The organism is Methylobacterium sp. 1030, assembly GCF_040544715.1.
Lineage (GTDB): Bacteria > Pseudomonadota > Alphaproteobacteria > Rhizobiales > Beijerinckiaceae > Methylobacterium.
In genome coordinates this window covers 144,340-163,030 of the sequence record NZ_JBEPKM010000002.1, presented here as the reverse complement: position 1 = coordinate 163,030, position 18,691 = coordinate 144,340, and the positions used below count along the sequence as shown (strand labels likewise).

The window sequence follows — 18,691 nt, the reverse complement described above, 5'->3', positions numbered from 1 at the left end:
CGTAGGCGGCCTGTTTCTCGCGTACCTCTACGCGGACGGCTTCCGGCACTGACCGCCGTGACAACCCCGTTCCTCGACCTTCTGCCTGAGCCGCCACGGCTGAACTTCCTGGCGCCGGCCAGCTTCGGCAGCAAGCGCGAGCGCACTCCCGCAGGCTACCTGCTGATCCGGGATGTCGCCATCGCCCGGACTGGTCCGCAGGACTACCGCGCGGACGAGATCCCGATCGAGCCCGGACCGATGGGCTACATCGTCATCGAGCGCCAGCCCGAGGACGTCTTCGACCCCGCAACCCTCGCATCATTCGAGGGCGTGCCGATCACTGACGATCACCCGACGATGATGGTCGGGCCCGAGAATTACCGAGACCACCTCGTCGGCGTGATCAACAACGTCCGTCGCGGTGACGGCTCACAGTCTCACCTGATGCTCGCAGACGCGCTGATCTACTGCGCGAACGCCATCGACAAGATCGAGCAGGGCAAGCGCCAAGTCTCGTGCGGCTACGAGGCCGATTACGTCCGCCTCGAAGCCGGCCGCGGCAAGCAGATCAACATCACCGGTAATCACCTCGCCATCGTCGACCGCGGCCGTTGCGGGCCGGTCTGCGCCTTCGGCGATTCCCATTCGGAGCCCCCCATGAAGAACACCGCCACGGCCACCGCGATCCCCGGCCGCGTTCCCTCTGTCCGCGCCCGCGGCCTGGATCGCAAGGCCCGCGCCTTCGACCGCGCCTTCCGCGCCTTCCGTGATGACGATGTCGATGCGTTCGTCGAGGAGATGACCGAGGCCGTCACCCAGGCGGTCGAGCAGGCTGTCGAAGAGACGGTCGCCGAGAACGTCGTCGAGGCGCCCGCGGCGCAGACCGACGAGGATGCCCCGGACGCCAACGCGACCGTCGAGGCGCTGACCGCTCGGCTGCAGGCCCTGGAGGCCAAGGTCGAGGAACTCTGCGCCCAGCGTAAGGACGAGCCGGCGGCCGAGGAAGCTAAGACCGAAGACGCTGATCCGGCCGAGGGCGAGACCGGCGAGGAAGACCCGACCGTTGTCGCGGCCCCCGAGCCCGAGATGGTCAACGATGCGGCCTTCCGCGACACGGCGGCCCGCGCTGAGATCCTGTCCCCGGGCCTGCGCATGCCGACCACCGATGGCCTGCGCGACGCCGCAGCCCGGGGTGGTGCCATCCTGGCCCACAAGCGCCGGGCGCTGACCAACTACTTCGCGGCCCATGCCGACATGGCGTCGAGCCTTCTCGGCACCAAGACCGTCCCGGACTTCGCGAAGATGGCCCCGGCGTCGGTGCACCTCGCCTTCGTCGGAGCCTCGAACGCGGTCCGCACGGCCAACAACAGCCGCGTCACCAACCGCATCCTCGTCGGCGACTCGAAGCCCGAGGGCCGCATGACGGCCGCCGAGCGCAACCGGCTCAACCGCGAGTTTTGGGCGTCGAAGGGCGCCTGATCCCCCACACAGCCACGTGGCCCGCCGTGATGGCGCGCTAGGCCCCTCGAAGGAATTCATTCATGGTTGCTTACACTTACCGGATGCCTGCGGGCATCGCCGGCACGGTTCACCGCATCGAAGCCGCGACGATCGAGCCGCAGGAGACGGATCCCACGAATCCGCCGACCGCCTATGGCGTGCCGGTGAAGATCGTCGCGGGCCGCATGCAGCCGCTCGCGTCCGGTGACGCGCTCGGCGTGATCTACGGCTTCAACGTCCGCGATTTCCCGGGCGTCGCCAGCCAGGATCCGCTCGGCACCTCCACCCCGCCGACCAAGGGCGGCATGTCCGTGCTGAAGCGGGGCTACATGAACGTCACGCTGAACGGCACGACCGCGGCGGTGAAGGGCGGACCCATCTACGTCCGCGTCGCCACGCCCGCCGCTGGCAAGCCGATCGGTGGCGTCGAGGCTGCGGCTGACGGCGCGAACACCGTCGTCCTGCCGAGCAACTCGTACTTCATGGGTCCGGCGGATGCCTACGGCAACACGGAAATTGCCTTCAACATCTGATAAACGCACGCGTTACTATTGAGGCGGACGAACTTCGATGCTCGTCCGCCCCGATTGCCACAGGCTTCATCTTAGTGGGCGTTCAACACAAAGGAAAGAACGCCAACCGATATCAGAGCAAGGCCTTTCGTGGCTGATATGTAAAGATGAGCAACGTGCAAAGCGTTAGGTGTTTTTTCTAAAGACGCTGAATGGGCTATAGCAGCCTCAGCACAGTAAATACATCCGAGAAGTGTCTCCGAGATCGCCAAGATCACTGTCGACTGCTGCATGTTGGACCTCCCGCGCCCAGATCAGCACCTGCTGACCCTCGATGGCGGCGCCGGCCCCGTGATCAGAGCGACTTGCTCGATCGTCGGTCGCGGCGAGCGCCAGGGCGTTGAGTCCAATCAATCTCATGTGCATGGAAAATCTCCCTAGTATAAGGGGGATGAGACACGGGCGGCTTTCGCCCGCAAAACTATAATCGTCTAATATTGGCAGATTGCAATAGCGCGTCCGCTAAAACGAACGATTTATCAAAAAATCTCTCGATCGAAGTAAATCTAGCTCGTCGACTAACCGATTTAGGGAGACGCGCCCCGTCGCGCAGCCCTTCGCCCTGTAAAGCCACCTGGGCAGTGGCCTTGGCCCGCAGTGATTGCGCGCCCGTCCCCCTGATGGAGCCTCCTCTAATGCAGACGTACGACCAGTACACCATCGACTCGACTGGCAATTTCCTCATCGGTCAGCTCGAAAAGCTGGATCCGAAGCTCAACAAGCCACTGATGACCTTCACGTGGTCGCGCGACGTTGACCTCCGCGAGGATATCACGATCGCGAACGACACCGCGTCGTTCCTCTTGGCCGGCTACGCCGAGACCGGCGGCATGTCCCCGAACGGAATCTCCTGGATCAGCCAGGGCACCGACGCCATCAGCGGCGTCGCGGTCGATGTCGGCAAGACCCCGCAGCCCCTGCACCTGTGGGGCAAAGAGTTGAAGTGGACCGTCATCGATCTCGCCAAGTCTCAGGCGCTCGGGGAGGGTATCGACGTCACCTACTACGACGTCATGCAGAAGGCGTACAACCAGAACGTCGATCAGGTTGTCTACACCGGCGACACCCTGAAGGGTTTCACGGGTCTCGCCAACAGCTCTTACGTGTCAAATATCGCCAACGTGGCGACTGCCGGCTCGCAGAGCCCGACCAGCAACAACTCCTCGACCAAATTCGCGGACAAGCTCCCCGTCCAGGTCCTGGCGGACATCAACGAGATCCTGAACTCGGCATGGCAGGCGTCCGCCTGGGCCGTATTCCCGAACCGCCTGCTCGTTCCCCCGGGCACGATGGCCTACCTCACCTCCACCATTATCTCGGTGAACGGCAACGCCGGTGGCATCTCGCTGATGCAGTTCATCCGCGAGAACAACATCGCGGTGGCCCAGGGCGAAGAGCTTCAGATCCTCCCCTGCAAGTGGCTCAACGGTCGCGGCACGGGCGGCACCGCCGGTGACCCGACAACGGTCAACCGTATGGTCGCCTACCACAAGTCCCCGGACTATGTCCGCTACCCGCTGACCGATCTTCAGCGTACCCCGCTGGAATACAAGTCGATCTATCAGGCCACGACCTACTACGGTCGTCTCGGCCAGATGGAGTTCATCTACCCGGAGACCTTCGCGTACCGCGACGGCATCTGAGCAAGACGCCGGGCTGGCCTTCTGCCGCCCGGCCGTAACGGCAATCCCCCTCGAACATCTTAGGCGGCCCGCATGCCCACACTCCACGTGGTCAAGCCTTTTAACCTGCTGCTCAACCCTGAGGAGCAGAAGGCGATCGGCGCGGCCGGCCCGATGGTGCGCTTCGGCGTCGGTCGGCACGATGACGTGCATGATCTGATCGCCGCGCATCCCTACGCGCAGCTGCATCTCGGTGACGAGAACGCCGCGGCGACCTCGGCGACGCCGGTGAGCGGGAATCCGCTAGCGGTCGAGCTGGACGCTGCGGTTCGGCGCGCGGAGGCGGCCGAGAAGGCTCTGGAGGACGAGCGCGCCGCGCACGCCGAGACCCGGGCTCAGCTCGCCGAGGCGCACGAGATCACGGCCGCCGCGAGCGATGCGTCGTCCTCGGACGGTGACGATGCCGACGACGATCACGCCGAGATCTCGATCCGCCACAAGGGACGCGGCCTGTTCGCGGTCTATCGGGGCGAAGAGCAGATCACCGAGCCGATGCCGAAAGTCGAGGCGAACCAGCGCAAGGCCGAGATCCTGGCGGCCGGCGAGCAGTGACCGTCACCCTGGCGAGCTTCCGGGCGGCGTTTCCCGAGTTCGCCGCGTATCCGGACACCGCTGTCACCTACAACCTCGGACTGGCCAGCCGTCTGCTGAGCCCCGCTCGCTGGGGTGAGCTGTACGACGACGGCGTCCAGTTCGTCACCGCGCACAACCTCGCCCTGTCCCCCAATTCGGCAACTGTTGCTGGGTCCGGCGGTGGCGCCGCGATCGGCGTGCCCACGGGCATCGTCTCGGCCAAGTCGGTCGGCCCGATCTCGAAGACGATCGACACCTCGATCGGCCTCGAAGACGGCGCCGGCCTCTACGGCGCGACCTCGTATGGCCGGCGCTACTATCAGCTCCTGACCCTGATCGGGGCCGGGGGCATCCAGCTCTGATGGCCGTCACCAAGACGGTCGACCGCACCGCTGAGTTGCTCAGCCGGACCAACGCGCTGACCCGAACCAAGGTCTACGTCGGGATCCCGGAGGGCTCGTCTCGCCAGGAAGACGACGGCGACGCCCCGCCCAGCAACGCTGCCCTGGGTTACTGGATGGAGACCGGCGACCCGGCCCAGAATCGGCCTGCGCGGCCGTTCCTGCATCCCGGGATCGAGGCGGCCATGCCGCAGATCCTGCCCCGCCTGAAGGCGATGGGTGCCGCGGCCCTGAAGGGCGACTACGCGGCGATCCAGACCGGCTTCGATGCGATCGGCCTCATCGGTCAGAACGCCGTCCGCGCTCAGATCACCGATGGCCAGCACGCGCCGCTCGCCCCGCGCACGATCAAGGCCCGGCTGCACCGGGGCCGGACCGGCACGAAGCCCCTGATCGATACCGGTCAGCTCCGGCAGAGCGTCACCTACGTGGTGAAGTAATGGCCCTTCAGAACGTCGCCGATGTCCTCGATGACCCGGACTTCTGGTCCGAGGCCGTGTTGATCCAGTCGATCGTTGCGGTGAGCAGCATCGGCCTCGCCCGCGCCCTGGAGAAGGGCACGCGCATCCGCGGCGTCATCTTCCCGGGCAACGGCAAGGGCCTCGTCCAGGTCGGGGACGGTGACTTCGTCGAGGGCGACCTCGCCGTGATCACCCGCTTCCCGATCGACACCGGCACCCGAGAGGTCGCGGCCGACGCGATCGTCTTCGCCGGCCTCCCCTACACGATCAGCAACGCGCAGCTGTGGCCGTTCGGCGAGGGGTTCACCCAGGCCTTTTGCAAGCTCGCGGTCGTGAACCCAGCCCAGACGGGGGCACGATCCGATGCCGGTTTCCTCGGCTAACACGAGCGCGACCGGCGGCCCTCTCGCCCCGACCTCCGCGCCGCCCCTCGACGATCTCGATCTCGACACGGCCATCGGCGGCCTCGTCGCCGGGGTCACTGGATTGCCCGGGGATCTCGTCCGCCCGCGCTGGCAGCCCACGCAGCCCCGGGTCCCCGAGATCGACACGACCTGGGTCGCGGTCGGTGTCACCGGTACCATGCCGGACGACACCCCGGCGCAGATCCATCACCCCGATGGGGCCGGTTACACCGTGCTGCGCACCGTCTACCGGCTCGACATCCTGGCGAGCTTTTACGGTCCCCGGAGCGACGCCTACGCGAAGCTCCTCAGGGACGGATTCTACGTCGCGCAGAACCGCGAGGCCATGCGGGCGCTCGGCCTCAACCTTATCGGCTTCGATACCATCCGGCGCGTGCCGGAGATAGTGGCCGCGCAGAGCCGTCGCCGCTCTGACCTGTCGTTTCGTCTGACCCAGACGATCGAGCGCACCTACCCGATCCAGAACGTCCTCCAGACCATCGGCGCCATCCAGGCGACCGCCGGCAACGTCGCCGGCCCGACGCAGATCCTCGCACCGATCGCGTCCCCCCTGCCGCCGGCCTGAGCCGCGGCCAAGCCCCCACCCCTCCGAAGATCTCACACTAGGGACGCCGAGACTTCGGCGGCTTTGCCATGGCTGTTGGCCTGAACGTCGCTGATTTCGTCAGCGTCTCCGTTACCATTGAGCCAAAGGCGGCGCAGTATCGTTCCTTCGGGACCGGTCTGATCCTCGGCTCGACCCCGGGCGTGATCGATACCGCCGAGCGTCTGCGTCTTTACACGACGCTATCCGGGATCACGCAGGACTTCGGCACGACGGCGCCCGAGTACCTCGCGGCGAAAGATTACTTCAGCCAGTCTCCTCAGCCGGCGCAGGTCTACGTCGGCCGCTGGGCTCAGACCGCCACGAAGGGGCACATCCGCGGCGCGTCGCTGTCCCCGGCGCAGCGCCTCCTGTCGAACTTGACCGGTGTCACGGCCGGGTCGCTCAGCATCGCGATCGATGGGACGGCCCGGAACATCACCGGAATCAATCTGTCCGGCGCGCTGAACCTGAACGGCGTCGCGACGCTGATCCAGGCGGCGCTCGCAGCCGTCGTGCCCGGCGCAGTCGTCACGTACGACGGCGTTTACAACCGGTTCGACGTGTCCTCGCCGACCACCGGCGCGACGTCGTCGGTCGGCTACGCGACGGCGGCTCCGTCCGGAATCGATCTCGGCCCACTCCTGCACCTGACCGGCCTGGACGCCTCCGCGCCGGTCCCGGGTGCCCCGGCCGAGAGCCTCGTCTCGGCGGTGGCCACGCTCGCTGATATGTCGGGCGCTTGGTACTCGCTGCAGGTCGCCGCGGTGACCCCGCCGGCCGACGCCGACCACCTCGCGGTGGCCGCTCTCGTCGAGGGCCTGAGCACCAGTCAGAGCCGGATCTACGGCGCGACGCTCCAGAACGCCAACGTTCTCGACAGCACCACGTCCGCGGACCTCGCGTCCCAGCTCATGGTCGGCAACTACAGCCGCACCTACACCCAGTTCTCCCGGAACGACCCCTACGCGGCCGAGTCCCTGTTCGGCCGGTTCGCGACCGTCGATTTCGAGGGTTCGAATACCACGATCACCGCCGCCTACAAGCAGGAACCCGGTGTCGCGGCAGAGGTTCTCACCGAGAGCCAGTTCGGGCAGATAAACGCGAAGAACACCAACGTCTTCGTCGCGGTCCAGAACGGTACGAATATCATCTTCCCCGGCCAGATGGCCAACGGGGACTACATCGACGAGCGGATCGGTGCGGACTGGCTTCAGAACCGCATTCAGACCGACTGCTACAACCTGCTCTACACCACGGCGACCAAGGTCCCGCAGACCGACGCTGGCATGAGCCTGATCAAGTCTGTGATCGCCGCGGCCTGCACGGTGGCGGTCGGCAACGGATTCCTGGCTCCCGGCGTCTGGCTCGGCCCGAACGTCGGCATGCTGAAGACCTACGACGTCCTGACCTCCGGCTTTTACATCTTCGCGCCGCCGGTCTCGACGCAGTCCCAGGCCGATCGCGCGGCCCGTAAGTCCGTGCCGTTCCAAGTCTGCTGCAAGCTGGCCGGCGCCATCCACATCATCTCGATTTCGGTTCTGCTCGACCGCTAACGGTCCGGGCGCCGCCCCATCCCATCACATCTTGAGGTAACCCTATGGCGGCTGCGCCCATTACCTACAGCTTCGCGGACGTTGTTTGCTCCCTGACGGGCCCTGGCGGTTCGTTCACGATCTCCGAGGGCGGTCTCGCCGACGAGGGCATCACCCTCTCTATGACCGACGACAAGACCTCGATGGTCACCGGCGCCGATGGTTACGGCATGCACTCCCTGCACGCCGCCAAGGCCGGCCGCGTCACGATCCGGCTCCTGAAGAACAGCCCGATCAACCGGATGCTGCAGGACCTCTACAACTATCAGCAGACCTCCAGCGCCTACACCGGGCAGAACACGTTGGTGCTGTCGAATCCCGTCTGGGGTGACGACCATCAGTGCTCGGCCGGCGCCTTCGTAAAGCTGCCCGACAACGTGAACGCCAAGGACGGCGGCACGATGGAGTGGCCGATGAACTTCATCTTCATCGACAACAAACTCGGCGACGGCTCGCTGGCGCTGTGAGGTGAACCGTGGCGGAATTCGAAATCAAGGGCGTCGGTTACCGCTCGGGTAAGATGCCCGGCCGGACCCAGGTCCACGTCCTGCGCCGCGCGGCTCCGATCATCCAGCCACTTTTCGCCAGCTTGGCGTCCGGGCTCACGCCCGCGGTGGCCGGTCAGGTCATCGAGGGCTTGGGCGCGCTCGACGACGATAAGCTCGACTACATCCTGGACGCGGCCCTCGCCGTCGTGCAGCGCAAGGAGAGCGGCGGCTGGGCGCCGATCATGTCGAGCGCCGGTTTGCGGCTGATGTTCCAGGACATCGACACCGACGCCGGCCTGCAACTCGCGATTGCGACCCAGGTCCTCTACGACAACTACATGCCGCTTTTTCGAGACGCCCCGTCCCTTTTCAGCGGCGGGGCTCTCCCTCTGTCGAGCTAGTCGAGCTACCGGACGGGGCGGACTTCTACATGGGTCCCATCCCGCTCGGCTACTACCGCTTCACCGACCTGCTGAACGGCTCGATTCATATTGAGCACATCGCCGAGTGTAACGACGCGATGCGTGTCGAGGCCGAGAATCGCGCCCGGCTGAACCCGACGAGCTGATCGCATGGCCGATGACGTTCTCGCCTCCTTCATGGTGGCGCTCGGCTTCAAGGTCGACGCCGCCTCGCAGACCGCTGCCAAGAAGTCGGTCGCCGACTATGAGAAGGCCGTCAAAGAGGCCGAGAAGCGGATCGAGGACGCGAAGTGGGCTGGTGCGAAGAGCGGCGAAGAGATCGCCAAGCTCACGCGCGAGACCAACCTAAAAGAGGCTCGCGCGGCGCTCGAACGCGCCAAGGATACCGAGAAGCAGGAAAAGACGGCCGCCGAGAAGCGCAAGGAGCGGACCAAGGAGTTCATCTCCGGCCTTGAGAAGATGGCGTTGTCGGCTGCCGCCGCGGCCACCGCGATCAGCTACGCCGTGGCCAAGGTGGCCGGTTCCTTCGACAACCTCTACTTCCAGGCCCAGCGTAGCGGCACGTCCGTCCAGAGCCTGAAGGCGCTCGGCTACGCGTTCAGCCAGACTGGCGGCTCGGCCCAGCAGGCCACGGCCTCCGTCGACAGTTTCACCACGGCGCTCCGCAACAACCCCGGCTTGCGCAAGTTCGTGCAAGACCTTGGGGTCAGCGACAAGCTTCAGGGTGTCGACAAGTATCTGGCCACGCTCGAAGCGCTCCGCAAAGAGCCCTACGTCATCGGTGTGCAACACGCCGAGATGCTGGGGATCTCGGAGGAGAGCTTCAACCAGTATGTTCGGCAGGCGGACGCGATCAAGCGCTACCGGGCCGAATACGACGAGATGGCCAAACGGTTTGGCCTCAACTCGGATCAGGCCGCGGCCGGCTCAACGGCGTTTCAGCGGGCGCTGACGCGGCTTCAGGCGACGATCGGTGTCCTCACCGAGAAGATGATGGCGTCGCTGGCCCCGGCGATCCAGCGGATCATCGATCGGTTTCAGGCTTGGGTTGATACGCATCCCGGTGAACTCGACCGGATCCTCAACGACATCTCGAACGCGATCGTCGCAGTCGCGGAAGGCATCGCCAAGTTCATCGGTTCGATCGCGGATGAGGACGGCGACAAGTTCATCAAGAAGTGGGACGCGTTCGTCGGTCGGGCCAAGACGTTCGCGGCGACCGTCGAGCGCATCGTGCTCGCCCTCGAAAAGGTCCTGAAGTTCTGGGGCCTAATCAGCACCACCAAAACCGTCCTGGGCGATAGTGATCGGACGGTTGCCGCGTTGAACGCGATCTCAGGCGGATCAGCCTCGCCGGACGGTCCGGGCGGGGCAAACACCGGCAACGCAGTTCCGCCGGACAACCGCACCCTTCTCCAGAAGATCTTGCCCAAGTCGATGGGCGGTCAAGACGCGCCGAAGGCCGGCGACGGTTCGCGCGCATGGCGCAACAACAACCCCGGGAATATTAAGTACGGCCCCCTCGCCCAGCGCATGGGCGCGACCGGAGCAGATTCCGGTGGCTTCGCGCGCTTTCCCTCGTACGAGGCCGGTCGCAAGGCCCAGGAAGAGCTGCTCTTCAACACGGCCGGGTACAAGGACAAGACGATCGCCGAGGCGATCAAGCGCTGGGCCCCCGCGAGCGACGGGAACGATCCGACCGGCTACGCCGCGCAGCTCGCCAAAGCGGCTGGCGTCGGTGTCGATACGCCCCTCGCCGCGCTGACCCCGGAGCAGCGCAGTAAGCTCCTGGACGCCCAGCAGGCGAAGGAAGGCTGGATTCCTGGTCGCGCTTCGATCGCGGCCGGCGTTCAGCGAGGTGGCGAAAGTGCCCCGTACCTCTCCGGCTCGATCTCGCTGGACGGCGAGAGCTACGACTACGGCTCCGGGAACGGGACCGGCAAGAATTCGATCCCGATCGGAACGTACCCGATCACCCCAGGCACGATCGGGCCTTGGGGTCGGGCCAACAACGCGCTCGGCATCAACAACAACCAGATCTGGGACAAGACCCTGAACCGCATGCGCGACGGGATCGAGTTTCACGCCGCCTCAAACGCCAACAAGCTCTCGGCCGGTTGCATCGCGATTGCGAAGGAGCGGTACGAGAAGTTCCGGGCGCACGTTCTCCAGTTCATCGAGAAGAACGGCGCAGCCTACCTGACGGTCGGACCGGATGGCTCGGCCTCGATCACCGCGACGCCGCCCGCCAAGGCTGAGGACGGCGCAAGAACCTCACAGATCGGCGTCCCCAAGCCGAAAATGGGTGCCAACCCCGGCGTCAATGCGAACGGGGTCAACCCCGCGGAGGCCACGAGGCCCGCTGCACCACTGGGCGCCAATTCGGTGACGAACTCGTCCTCGAACGACAATCGTGCCGTTCACCAGACGATCAACAACACCACTACGATCCACGGGGCCAAGGACCCCAAGGACGCGGCCCGGACCATCGAAAGCTCCTTGACCCGGGTCCACGGCCTCGCCCTGGCCAACGCCCAGTCGGCGGTCGCTTAAGGCCGCCGGCCGGCTCAGTGCGACGCCGCCTCGACATCCTGCGCGATCTCGGCGTCGCGCATGAAGGATTCGAGGTAGCTCGACAGCGACGTGTAGTACGAACTGGTCTCCGCGTACTGTTGGGCATACCGCACGCTCTCGCGCCGCGCCCATGCCGTCGCATTGGGCCACAGCAGGGTGATCAGTCCGAGATTGGCCTGTTCCCCCTTGATGCAGGCGGCGCGAGCGCGCGGGTCGGCACCATTGTGTGCGATGGCATCGCCCATATCGTGACGAACGATCACCTTGCTGCAGTAACCGATGATATCGTGGTTCGGGATCTCAATTCCGGTCGCGGACGCGGTCGATCCACCCTGCGCGAAAACAGGCGACGGGACAGTCAGGGCGAGAGCAAGCAACAGACGACGCATCTTAGAACCTCGTGAACTCTTCGTGAGACGAGGATTCTCGCTCTACGCCCTAACGCACGTCGAGCCGACTTGATTCGTCATGCGTGTGGGCAAACTACGTAGCTCTGCGGAGCCGACGATGACGACGATCTCCGTCCGCTGCACAGCCATCATTGGCGGGACCTTGGTCCTGGAGGAAGCGGCGCCGTCGCCAGCACCTCGGCGAGTGACCGTGCGGATTCTGCCGCTATCGCGAGATGGAACGTCAGCCCCTCCGGCGTCTCGCACTTCAAGACGATGGACCCGTCCGGCGCGACGGCTGTCTCTGAGATCTGCACGGGATGCGGTGTCGCGCGCCGCTCGTCGGGTCCGAGCGTGGTGGCCGGGTCGGCTTTAGCCTCCGCCTCCGCCGCGTGATGCAGCAGCACGAACCCGAGCCGAGCCGCCCCGGCTGACGAGAAATCCAGCGTCGCGTCTCCCTTATCTGTCGGCAAAGCGATCTGAACGCGTCCCGGCGTCGTCGCGAGCTTGATGTCCATGCGGCCTCTCCCTGAGCGCTGCAGCCTAACCCATCGCCGGGATTCCTCGCATGGCCCTTCTCGGCGAACTCCCCTACGCGCTGATCCAGCCCAGCGCCCGCGCGATCGGCCAGATCTACGCCGATGTCACCGTCGAGGAGGGACATCGTGATGAGGTGATCATCACCCAGCACCCGGTCGAGGGTGGTGGGGTGATCACGGATCACGCCTACAAACGTCCCGCCGAGCTTGAGATCAAGTGCGGCTTCTCAAACTCGTCCGCCGGGCGCGTCGGCTACGTTCAGCAGCAATACCAAGCTCTGCTGGCGCTCCAGCTCGCCCGGAAGCCGTTCAACGTCTACACCGGCAAGCGCCGGTATCAGAATATGCTCGTCCGCGGCCTTCAGGTCGTCACGGATCCGCACTCCGAGAACATCCTCCTGGTCTCCGTGGCTTTGCAGGAGGTCATTCTCGTCTCAGTGCAGACGACGACCGCCGGGCAAGGTGGAACGGGAACAAATACAGCTGCCGCCGGGTCCTCGCCGTCCGACCAAGCCAACCCCGCCTCCACAGGAGCCGTGCAGAACAACGGTAACGTCGAGGCGCAGGGCGTCGGCTCGCAGGCGTTCGCCGGTTCGTTCTCCCCGGGCTCTGTCGGAACCCCCGACGCGGGGCTGAACCCGTCCGGCCTTGGCGCCGGTGCCGGGACCACCCCGATTGATCCAGGCTTTACCGGCGGCGTCATCCAGCCGACCACCCCCATCACGGGCGGCGTCCCCGAGCTTCCCGAGGGCATCCCCGCGAACCTATCCGGGATCAGTCCACCTGCGCCCGTGACCATGTCGATCCCGGACGCACCGACGATCGGTGGCCTTCAGGGCGCGGGTCCTGATCAGTACAATATGTTTGGTGGTGGCCCGTGAACACGATCACCGAGATCCCGCTCACGCCGTCTCAGGCGTGTCGCTTCACGGTCACCCTGGCGGGTGCGCTTTACTACATGCGTCTGACCTACGACATCGCGCAGGCCGGCTGCTGGATCCTCGATATTGGCGACGCGGATCAGACGCCGCTCGTCGCCGGCATCCCCTTGGTCAGCGGTGTCGATCTGCTCGCCCAGTACAAATACCTCGGTTTCGGCGGCGCCCTGATCGTCACCACCGATCGTGGGGCCGGCGAGGTTCCGACCTTCGACGGCCTCGGCGTTACGGCACACCTCTACTTCGTGGCGGCCTGACACTGATGGCCCAGCAGTATCTTCGCAACGTCCGCGTTCAGATCGCGGACGGGCCGACGTTCGATTACGACGGCGAGAAGAATGGCGGCCAGGGCCTGCGCATTCGGTTCGGCGTCCGGCAAAAAGACGTCTCGACCCCGAACAACGCCGACGCGATCATCACCAACCTGAGGGACTCCACGACACAGCCAGCGTTCTTCACGGGTAAGCAAATCACGATCTCGGTTGGCTACGGATCGAATCTACAGACGATCTTTCAGGGGCAGATCAAGCAAGCGCGCAACCTGCGCGAGGACGTCACCGATAAGATCCTCAGCATCCTGGCCACGGACAGCGGCGACGCCCGAAACTTCGCCGTGGTCAACAAGACGCTGAACGCCGGCCACACGCATATGGACCGAGCCCAGGTGGCGATCGACGCGCTGAAGCAACTAGGCGTCGGTCAGGGCTACATCGACACGGACGCACTGTCGAAAATCAAGTTTCCGCGCGGGTTCGCGGCTTTCGGCAACGCCAAGGATCTGCTCCGGCAGATCTGTGGCGCGACCGGCACCTCGTGGTCGATTCAGAACGGCAAGGTTCAGATCCTTGGCAACGACAAGGCCCTGCCGGGCGGCACCATCGTGTTGAACGGCAAGTCCGGCTTGGTCGGCCTGCCGGTTCAGACGATCCAGGGCATCGAGGGCGTGTGCCTGTGCAACCCGGCGATCAAGGTCGGCGGTCTGGTCCAGATCGATCAGAAGAGCATCCAGCAGGCCCAACAGCAGGTCGGCTATCAGAGCGAAGCGCAGAACAACCTGTTGCCTGAGATCGCGACGGACGGAGTCTACAAGATTTACGTCGTCGAGCACGAAGGCGATACGCGCGGCAACGAATACTACACGAAATTCGTCGGCATCAAGAATGGCTCGCTGCCGACCCCCGCGCTGAAAACGCGCCTCATCGCGATGCCGGACCAAGCCGCTGCCGGCACCGGCGCGGGCACAGGCGGCACAGCGCCCACCACGACGCCGAGCGCCACGGCGCCAACCACCCCACAATAAGGACAGCGATGGCCGACCATGCCTTCGACATCCGCGAGCGGTTCGACGACGTCACGGAGCTACTCGAAACCGTTGCCGATGCGGTGGTCGCACGTCTGCCCAAAGGCGGCCCGGTCACCCTAACCGAGGACAGCGAGGACGGGCACACCGCGAAGCTCCAACCGACCGCGAAGGCCGTGATCCGCAAGATCGACGGCTCGACCGAATTGGTCACGCTGCCGGTTCTGCCGGATATCCCGGTTCACTTCATGGGCGGCGGCGGCATCACCACGACGCACGCGCTGAAGAAGGGCGATGAGGGCCTGACTGTCCAGGCGGCTCTGGGAATCGACGGCTGGCATCAGCAGGGCGGCATCCAGTCCCCCGGTGACACGCGCCAGCACGCCCCGGCCGATGCCTTCCTCATCCCGGGCGTGCGCTCGGATCCGCGCAAGCTCAAGGGCGTCTCAAAGAACTCGTCGCAGACCCGGACCGACGACAAGCAGACCGTCCACGACGTGTCGCACACGGCGGTGACCAGCGTCCGGGAGGATGCCGCACATCAGGTTAACGGGATGGCCGTCCAGTCTGAGAAGGGCGGCGCGCGGCACGTGGTCGATGCGATGACGATCCAAAACGTCGCCGGCAAGATCCTCTTGAACTGCTGATGGCTGGCGGGATCGTACTGCCCCAGGCGCTGCAGTTGATCGGCGGCGTGCCGCTGATGAAGGTCGGTTCGGTCTTCGCGGAGAAGCTGTCGATCACCAAGCGGCTCGACGGCGGCGCGGGCGTCCAGCAGCTGATGTCGAAGGTCCTGAGCGACGGCAACCTGTCGTCGATCATGCAGAACCCGATGGCCGCCCTGACCCAGGGCATCCAGGGCCAGCTCGGTGGCCTCACGAGCCAACTTCAAAATGTCACGAATGCGTCCGGGCTGATCTCAGCCCTGACTGGCAGTTCCGGGCTCGGGAACGCGCTCGGCGTGCTGCAGGCGTCGGGGGACAACCTCGCCGGCCTGACCAACGGTGCGTCCGGGTTCTTCTCGATGCTCGGCCACGCCAGCACGGTCGATATGGCCGGCTCGGCGCTTCCCCCCGGCGCCGGCATGGATGTCGTCACGGGCCCGCTGACCGCCGGGGGGCTCTTGAATTCCATCGGGGCGACGCTTCCGACCGTGGTCTCGCAGGTCGTCTCGGGCGGCATGGATCCCGTCGCTGCGACGAACTGGGTCCAGGGCCAGATCGCTACGATCGGCGGCCTCGTGGCCGGCTCGGCCGCGGCCCTGGCCTACGGCCAGCAGGTTCACCCTCTCGTCGCCAGCGTGTCCTCGGTCGCCGGAGCGCTGGTCGTCCCGCCCGTTTTCGACGCCAGCGGCAATCGCCAGGACGGCGTCGCCACCGGCTTCCAGGGCGTCCTGAACTCCCTCGTCCAACCCGGTGCAGCGGCGACCATCGCTGCATCCGCTGCCGCGCAGATCAGCCACGTCGTCCACGACGCGATCGATGTCGCCGGGATGACCTCTCTGGAGGATTGACCCATGGCCCGCTGCTTCGATTGCGAGCACTTCGCACCGCATCCCGAGCTGGATCGCGGTGACTGCCAGATCATCTCGAAGAATGAATACGCGCCCAAGATCCCGGCCCCGTACATCGTCAGCGATGACGATCGGCCGTTTCTGATGGTGCCGATGGACTTCGGGTGTGTGCTGTTCGAGCAGGCGATGCCTGAGCGGGACGACTGATCCCGTGCGCGTTCGTGCCGTCGATGCGACCGGCGACGCCTTGTTCGGCGGGGATCAGGCCACGATCCTCCGCGACAGCCCCGACGCGGTCGGTCAGATCGTCACGAGCCGCCTGAACCTCTGGCAGGGCCAGTGGTACTTGGACGCCCTGGAAGGCACGCCCTACGAGCAGGAGGTGCTCGGCCGGCGCACCGAGGGTCTTCGTGATCCCGCCCTTCAGGCGCGCATCCTCGACACGCCCGGCGTCGTCGAGATCGAGGCTTACAACAGCGTCCTCGACCGCCAGACGCGGGCTCTCGCGGTCTCGGCCACCGTTCAGACGGTCTACTCGCGCGATTACCTCGCCGGCCCAGCCGCAAACGCCGCCAACATTACCGTCAAGGTCGAGAACGGACGCTGACCATGGGCACCACCCCTGTCTGCCGGATCACGGCAGCCGGCATCATCCGGCCGACCTTCGCCGACTGCCTGAGCTACGAGCAGACCCAGATCCGCGCGATCTACGGGGCTGATCTCTACCTTGGTGCGGACTCGCAGGATGGGCAGCTCGTGGCCTTGCGTGCCAACGCGTACCACGACGCCAACGGCGAGACCGTCGCGACCTACAACAGCTTCAGCCCCGCGACCGCGCAGGGCGTCGGCCTGGATCGCGTCGTCAAGATCAACGGCATCCGCCGGAAGCGGCCGACCTACTCGACGGCGCCGTTCCGTATCGTCGGACAGGCCGGGATCGAGATCGACGGCGGCCTCGTCACCGACGCGGCCAATAACGATTGGGCCCTGCCTGCGGTCGTGCTGATCCCGGACGCGGGCGAGATCATCGTCACCGCCACGTGCCAGACGATCGGCGCGATCAGCCTCCCGGTGGGGGCGATCGACACCGCCAACGGCTACGGCTCGATCAAGACGGTCACCCGCGGATGGCAATCGGCCAACAACATCGCAGCAGCCTCGGTCGGGCAGCCGGTCGAGAGCGACAGTGCGCTGCGCCAGCGGCAGTCCCTGTCGACGGCCCTGCCGTCCCTGCGGCTCGATGATGGCCTCGCGGGCGCGCTCGCGGCGATCTCCGGCGTCAACCGGCTCAAGGTCTACGACAACCCCAAGCCCTACCGGGACGGGAACGGGATTCCCGCGCATGCCATCTCCGTCGTGGTGGATGGTGGCGACGCCGCGACCGTGGCCGGCGTCATCGGGCTGAAGAAGGGCCCCGGGGTGAGCACCTACGGCTCGACGATCCAGACCGTGACCCCGGCGACCGGGCCACAGCAGCAGATCGCCTTCCTGTACCTCTCCGGCGTGCCGGCCTCGTACACCGTCACGGTCCAAAATTTGGGCGGCTACACCCAGACGATCGAGAACACCTGGAAGGCGTCGCTCGCAGCCTTCGTGAACGGGCTCGACATCGGCGAGGACGTGGAGCGCGATCAGGCGTTCGCCGCCGCCAAGCTCTACGACGGGGTGGGCTCAAAGACGTTCAAGATCGTGTCGTTCGCGCAGGGCCGGGGCGGTGCCACGCCGACCGCCGTCGACCTGCCCATCGCGTTCAACGAGGCGGCGACCTGCGATCCGGCGAATATCGCGGTGACCGTACTGCCGCAGGCCGCGTGACGTGACGGTCTACAATCTCACCGCGGACAGCACATTCTACACGGCGGACACCACCACCTACACCGCGGACCTCAACATCCACGCGTTGCCGCTGCCGGTCACGCGCTCGGTCGACGACTATTCCGGGCTGATCACGCCCTGGCAGTCGACCAAGGCCCGCTTCGTGGCCACGGTGCGGGCCAGCGTCGCGCCGTTCTGCGACGCGCAGGCGGTGGTCGCCAGCCTGCCCCAGGCTTTCGACCTCGACGAGGCGATCGGCGTCCAGCTCGACATCGTGGGCCAATGGATCGGCCGGACGCGCAACGTCCCGACGCCGGTCCCGAACACGCTCTTCAGCTTCGACACAATCGGCCTCGGTTTCGACCAAGGGTATTGGTCGGGCCCGTACGACGGCACCGCCGGCATCTCGCAGCTCCCGGACGACGCCTACCGCCGTCTGCTCTACGCGAAGGTGATGGCGAACAGTTGGGACGGCACGGCAGCCGGCGCTTTGTCGGTCCTGGATGCCTACTTCGTCGATCCCACGAGCCTCGTCTTCATCGACGATCGGGCCATCGCGATTCCGTACGCGCCCCCGAGCGCACTTTTCAGCTTCGACATCCCCGCGATCGGTTTCGATCAGGGTCAGTGGGCCGGTCCGTTCGACGAACTCAAGGTCCCGGACGTCGCCCCGATGGCCTATTCGGTCTGCATCGCCGGCAAAATCCCCTCAAAGATTGACCTGTACGTCCTGGGCAACGACCTGATCCCCGTCAAAGCGATGGGTGTGGACGTGGATTACAGCGTCACCACCGTCGATGGCACAGCCCTCTTCGGCTTTGACATGGCCGACAGCCGCGTGGCCGGCTTCGATTCCGGGGCCTGGGGCGCTGATCCCCTGACCGTCGCCGCCCTCACCTAACCGACCCCACCCCCTCCGAACCGATCGACGCGCTCCGG

At 65.7% G+C, this 18,691-nt stretch carries 25 protein-coding genes; 22 read left to right on the top strand and 3 right to left on the bottom strand.

What is annotated here, in order from left to right; all coding sequences use genetic code 11:
* The first annotated feature begins 57 nt into the window (after nucleotides 1-57).
* The gene (locus tag ABIC30_RS03070; protein WP_354453975.1) at nucleotides 58-1,461 is read left to right on the top strand and encodes a DUF2213 domain-containing protein; all 1,404 of its coding nucleotides are present in this window, start codon (nucleotides 58-60) and stop codon (nucleotides 1,459-1,461) included.
* Nucleotides 1,462-1,523: 62 nt separating this feature from the next.
* The gene (locus ABIC30_RS03065) at nucleotides 1,524-2,015 is read left to right on the top strand and encodes a structural cement protein Gp24 (RefSeq protein ID WP_502915793.1); all 492 of its coding nucleotides are present in this window, start codon (nucleotides 1,524-1,526) and stop codon (nucleotides 2,013-2,015) included.
* Between the two features lie 207 nt (nucleotides 2,016-2,222).
* Here ABIC30_RS03065 and ABIC30_RS03060 read toward each other — a convergent pair whose 3' ends face one another.
* Entirely contained in the window at nucleotides 2,223-2,420 is a 198-nt protein-coding gene (locus ABIC30_RS03060) for a hypothetical protein (protein ID WP_354453971.1), read from the bottom strand.
* Nucleotides 2,421-2,689: 269 nt separating this feature from the next.
* On the opposite strand from ABIC30_RS03060, the gene ABIC30_RS03055 reads away from it, so the two are divergent.
* The 11 genes from ABIC30_RS03055 to ABIC30_RS03005 all read left to right on the top strand — a co-directional run bounded on the left by ABIC30_RS03055 (nucleotide 2,690) and on the right by ABIC30_RS03005 (nucleotide 11,237).
* On the top strand, nucleotides 2,690-3,697 hold the full coding sequence (locus ABIC30_RS03055; protein WP_354453969.1) for a DUF2184 domain-containing protein: 1,008 nt from the start codon (nucleotides 2,690-2,692) through the stop codon (nucleotides 3,695-3,697).
* A gap of 153 nt (nucleotides 3,698-3,850) precedes the next feature.
* A complete protein-coding gene (locus ABIC30_RS03050) occupies nucleotides 3,851-4,288 on the top strand; it encodes a hypothetical protein (RefSeq protein WP_354453967.1) in 438 nt (145 codons plus the stop codon).
* Nucleotides 4,285-4,671 carry a DUF4054 domain-containing protein gene (locus tag ABIC30_RS03045; RefSeq protein WP_354453965.1) on the top strand — a complete coding sequence of 129 codons (387 nt, stop codon included), beginning with the start codon at nucleotides 4,285-4,287 and terminating at the stop codon, nucleotides 4,669-4,671. The genes ABIC30_RS03050 and ABIC30_RS03045 overlap by 4 nt, the downstream gene beginning before the upstream one ends.
* Complete coding sequence (locus ABIC30_RS03040) at nucleotides 4,671-5,150, top strand: hypothetical protein (protein ID WP_354453963.1); 480 nt, start codon at nucleotides 4,671-4,673, stop codon at nucleotides 5,148-5,150. The genes ABIC30_RS03045 and ABIC30_RS03040 overlap by 1 nt, the downstream gene beginning before the upstream one ends.
* Nucleotides 5,150-5,554 carry a hypothetical protein gene (locus tag ABIC30_RS03035; protein WP_354453961.1) on the top strand — a complete coding sequence of 135 codons (405 nt, stop codon included), beginning with the start codon at nucleotides 5,150-5,152 and terminating at the stop codon, nucleotides 5,552-5,554. Before ABIC30_RS03040 ends, ABIC30_RS03035 begins: the two co-directional genes overlap by 1 nt.
* Nucleotides 5,535-6,161 (top strand): phage neck terminator protein, encoded by a 627-nt coding sequence (locus ABIC30_RS03030; protein ID WP_354453959.1) that lies wholly within the window; start codon nucleotides 5,535-5,537, stop codon nucleotides 6,159-6,161. Before ABIC30_RS03035 ends, ABIC30_RS03030 begins: the two co-directional genes overlap by 20 nt.
* A gap of 68 nt (nucleotides 6,162-6,229) precedes the next feature.
* Nucleotides 6,230-7,735 (top strand): DUF3383 domain-containing protein, encoded by a 1,506-nt coding sequence (locus tag ABIC30_RS03025; RefSeq protein WP_354453957.1) that lies wholly within the window; start codon nucleotides 6,230-6,232, stop codon nucleotides 7,733-7,735.
* Nucleotides 7,736-7,779: 44 nt separating this feature from the next.
* Nucleotides 7,780-8,241, top strand: coding sequence for a tail tube family protein (locus ABIC30_RS03020; RefSeq protein WP_058606708.1), 462 nt, complete (start codon nucleotides 7,780-7,782; stop codon nucleotides 8,239-8,241).
* Between the two features lie 8 nt (nucleotides 8,242-8,249).
* Nucleotides 8,250-8,663: a phage tail assembly chaperone gene (locus ABIC30_RS03015; RefSeq protein ID WP_354453955.1), complete on the top strand. Its 414-nt coding sequence runs from the start codon at nucleotides 8,250-8,252 to the stop codon at nucleotides 8,661-8,663.
* A gap of 29 nt (nucleotides 8,664-8,692) precedes the next feature.
* Nucleotides 8,693-8,830 carry a DUF6889 family protein gene (locus ABIC30_RS03010; RefSeq protein ID WP_354453953.1) on the top strand — a complete coding sequence of 46 codons (138 nt, stop codon included), beginning with the start codon at nucleotides 8,693-8,695 and terminating at the stop codon, nucleotides 8,828-8,830.
* Nucleotides 8,831-8,834: 4 nt separating this feature from the next.
* Complete coding sequence (locus ABIC30_RS03005) at nucleotides 8,835-11,237, top strand: hypothetical protein (RefSeq protein ID WP_354453951.1); 2,403 nt, start codon at nucleotides 8,835-8,837, stop codon at nucleotides 11,235-11,237.
* A 14-nt stretch (nucleotides 11,238-11,251) separates the two neighbouring features.
* On the opposite strand, the gene ABIC30_RS03000 is transcribed toward ABIC30_RS03005, so the two are convergent.
* Together ABIC30_RS03000 and ABIC30_RS02995 are read right to left on the bottom strand one after the other, a co-directional pair.
* A complete protein-coding gene (locus ABIC30_RS03000) occupies nucleotides 11,252-11,647 on the bottom strand; it encodes a hypothetical protein (RefSeq protein WP_354453949.1) in 396 nt (131 codons plus the stop codon).
* 149 nt (nucleotides 11,648-11,796) lie between these two features.
* Nucleotides 11,797-12,165 carry a hypothetical protein gene (locus ABIC30_RS02995; RefSeq protein WP_354453947.1) on the bottom strand — a complete coding sequence of 123 codons (369 nt, stop codon included), beginning with the start codon at nucleotides 12,163-12,165 and terminating at the stop codon, nucleotides 11,797-11,799.
* 50 nt (nucleotides 12,166-12,215) lie between these two features.
* On the opposite strand from ABIC30_RS02995, the gene ABIC30_RS02990 reads away from it, so the two are divergent.
* From ABIC30_RS02990 to ABIC30_RS02950, 9 genes are read left to right on the top strand one after another with little or no spacing between them, the layout of a single operon-like run.
* Nucleotides 12,216-13,067: a phage baseplate protein gene (locus tag ABIC30_RS02990; protein WP_354453945.1), complete on the top strand. Its 852-nt coding sequence runs from the start codon at nucleotides 12,216-12,218 to the stop codon at nucleotides 13,065-13,067.
* Nucleotides 13,064-13,381 (top strand): phage baseplate plug family protein, encoded by a 318-nt coding sequence (locus ABIC30_RS02985; protein WP_354453944.1) that lies wholly within the window; start codon nucleotides 13,064-13,066, stop codon nucleotides 13,379-13,381. The genes ABIC30_RS02990 and ABIC30_RS02985 overlap by 4 nt, the downstream gene beginning before the upstream one ends.
* 5 nt (nucleotides 13,382-13,386) lie before the next feature.
* Nucleotides 13,387-14,424, top strand: coding sequence for a phage protein (locus ABIC30_RS02980; RefSeq protein WP_354453942.1), 1,038 nt, complete (start codon nucleotides 13,387-13,389; stop codon nucleotides 14,422-14,424).
* 8 nt (nucleotides 14,425-14,432) lie between these two features.
* Nucleotides 14,433-15,071 carry a Gp138 family membrane-puncturing spike protein gene (locus ABIC30_RS02975; RefSeq protein ID WP_354453940.1) on the top strand — a complete coding sequence of 213 codons (639 nt, stop codon included), beginning with the start codon at nucleotides 14,433-14,435 and terminating at the stop codon, nucleotides 15,069-15,071.
* Nucleotides 15,071-15,937 carry a hypothetical protein gene (locus tag ABIC30_RS02970; RefSeq protein ID WP_354453938.1) on the top strand — a complete coding sequence of 289 codons (867 nt, stop codon included), beginning with the start codon at nucleotides 15,071-15,073 and terminating at the stop codon, nucleotides 15,935-15,937. Before ABIC30_RS02975 ends, ABIC30_RS02970 begins: the two co-directional genes overlap by 1 nt.
* A 3-nt stretch (nucleotides 15,938-15,940) precedes the next feature.
* Nucleotides 15,941-16,144, top strand: a complete 204-nt coding sequence (locus ABIC30_RS02965; RefSeq protein WP_354453936.1) for a hypothetical protein — start codon at nucleotides 15,941-15,943, stop codon at nucleotides 16,142-16,144.
* 4 nt (nucleotides 16,145-16,148) lie between these two features.
* Complete coding sequence (locus ABIC30_RS02960) at nucleotides 16,149-16,544, top strand: contractile injection system sheath initiator (RefSeq protein ID WP_354453934.1); 396 nt, start codon at nucleotides 16,149-16,151, stop codon at nucleotides 16,542-16,544.
* 2 nt (nucleotides 16,545-16,546) lie between these two features.
* Entirely contained in the window at nucleotides 16,547-17,752 is a 1,206-nt protein-coding gene (locus ABIC30_RS02955; protein ID WP_354453933.1) for a baseplate J/gp47 family protein, read from the top strand.
* Nucleotide 17,753: 1 nt separating this feature from the next.
* Nucleotides 17,754-18,653, top strand: a complete 900-nt coding sequence (locus ABIC30_RS02950) for a baseplate wedge 1 family protein (protein ID WP_354453931.1) — start codon at nucleotides 17,754-17,756, stop codon at nucleotides 18,651-18,653.
* Nucleotides 18,654-18,691: the final 38 nt, after the last annotated feature.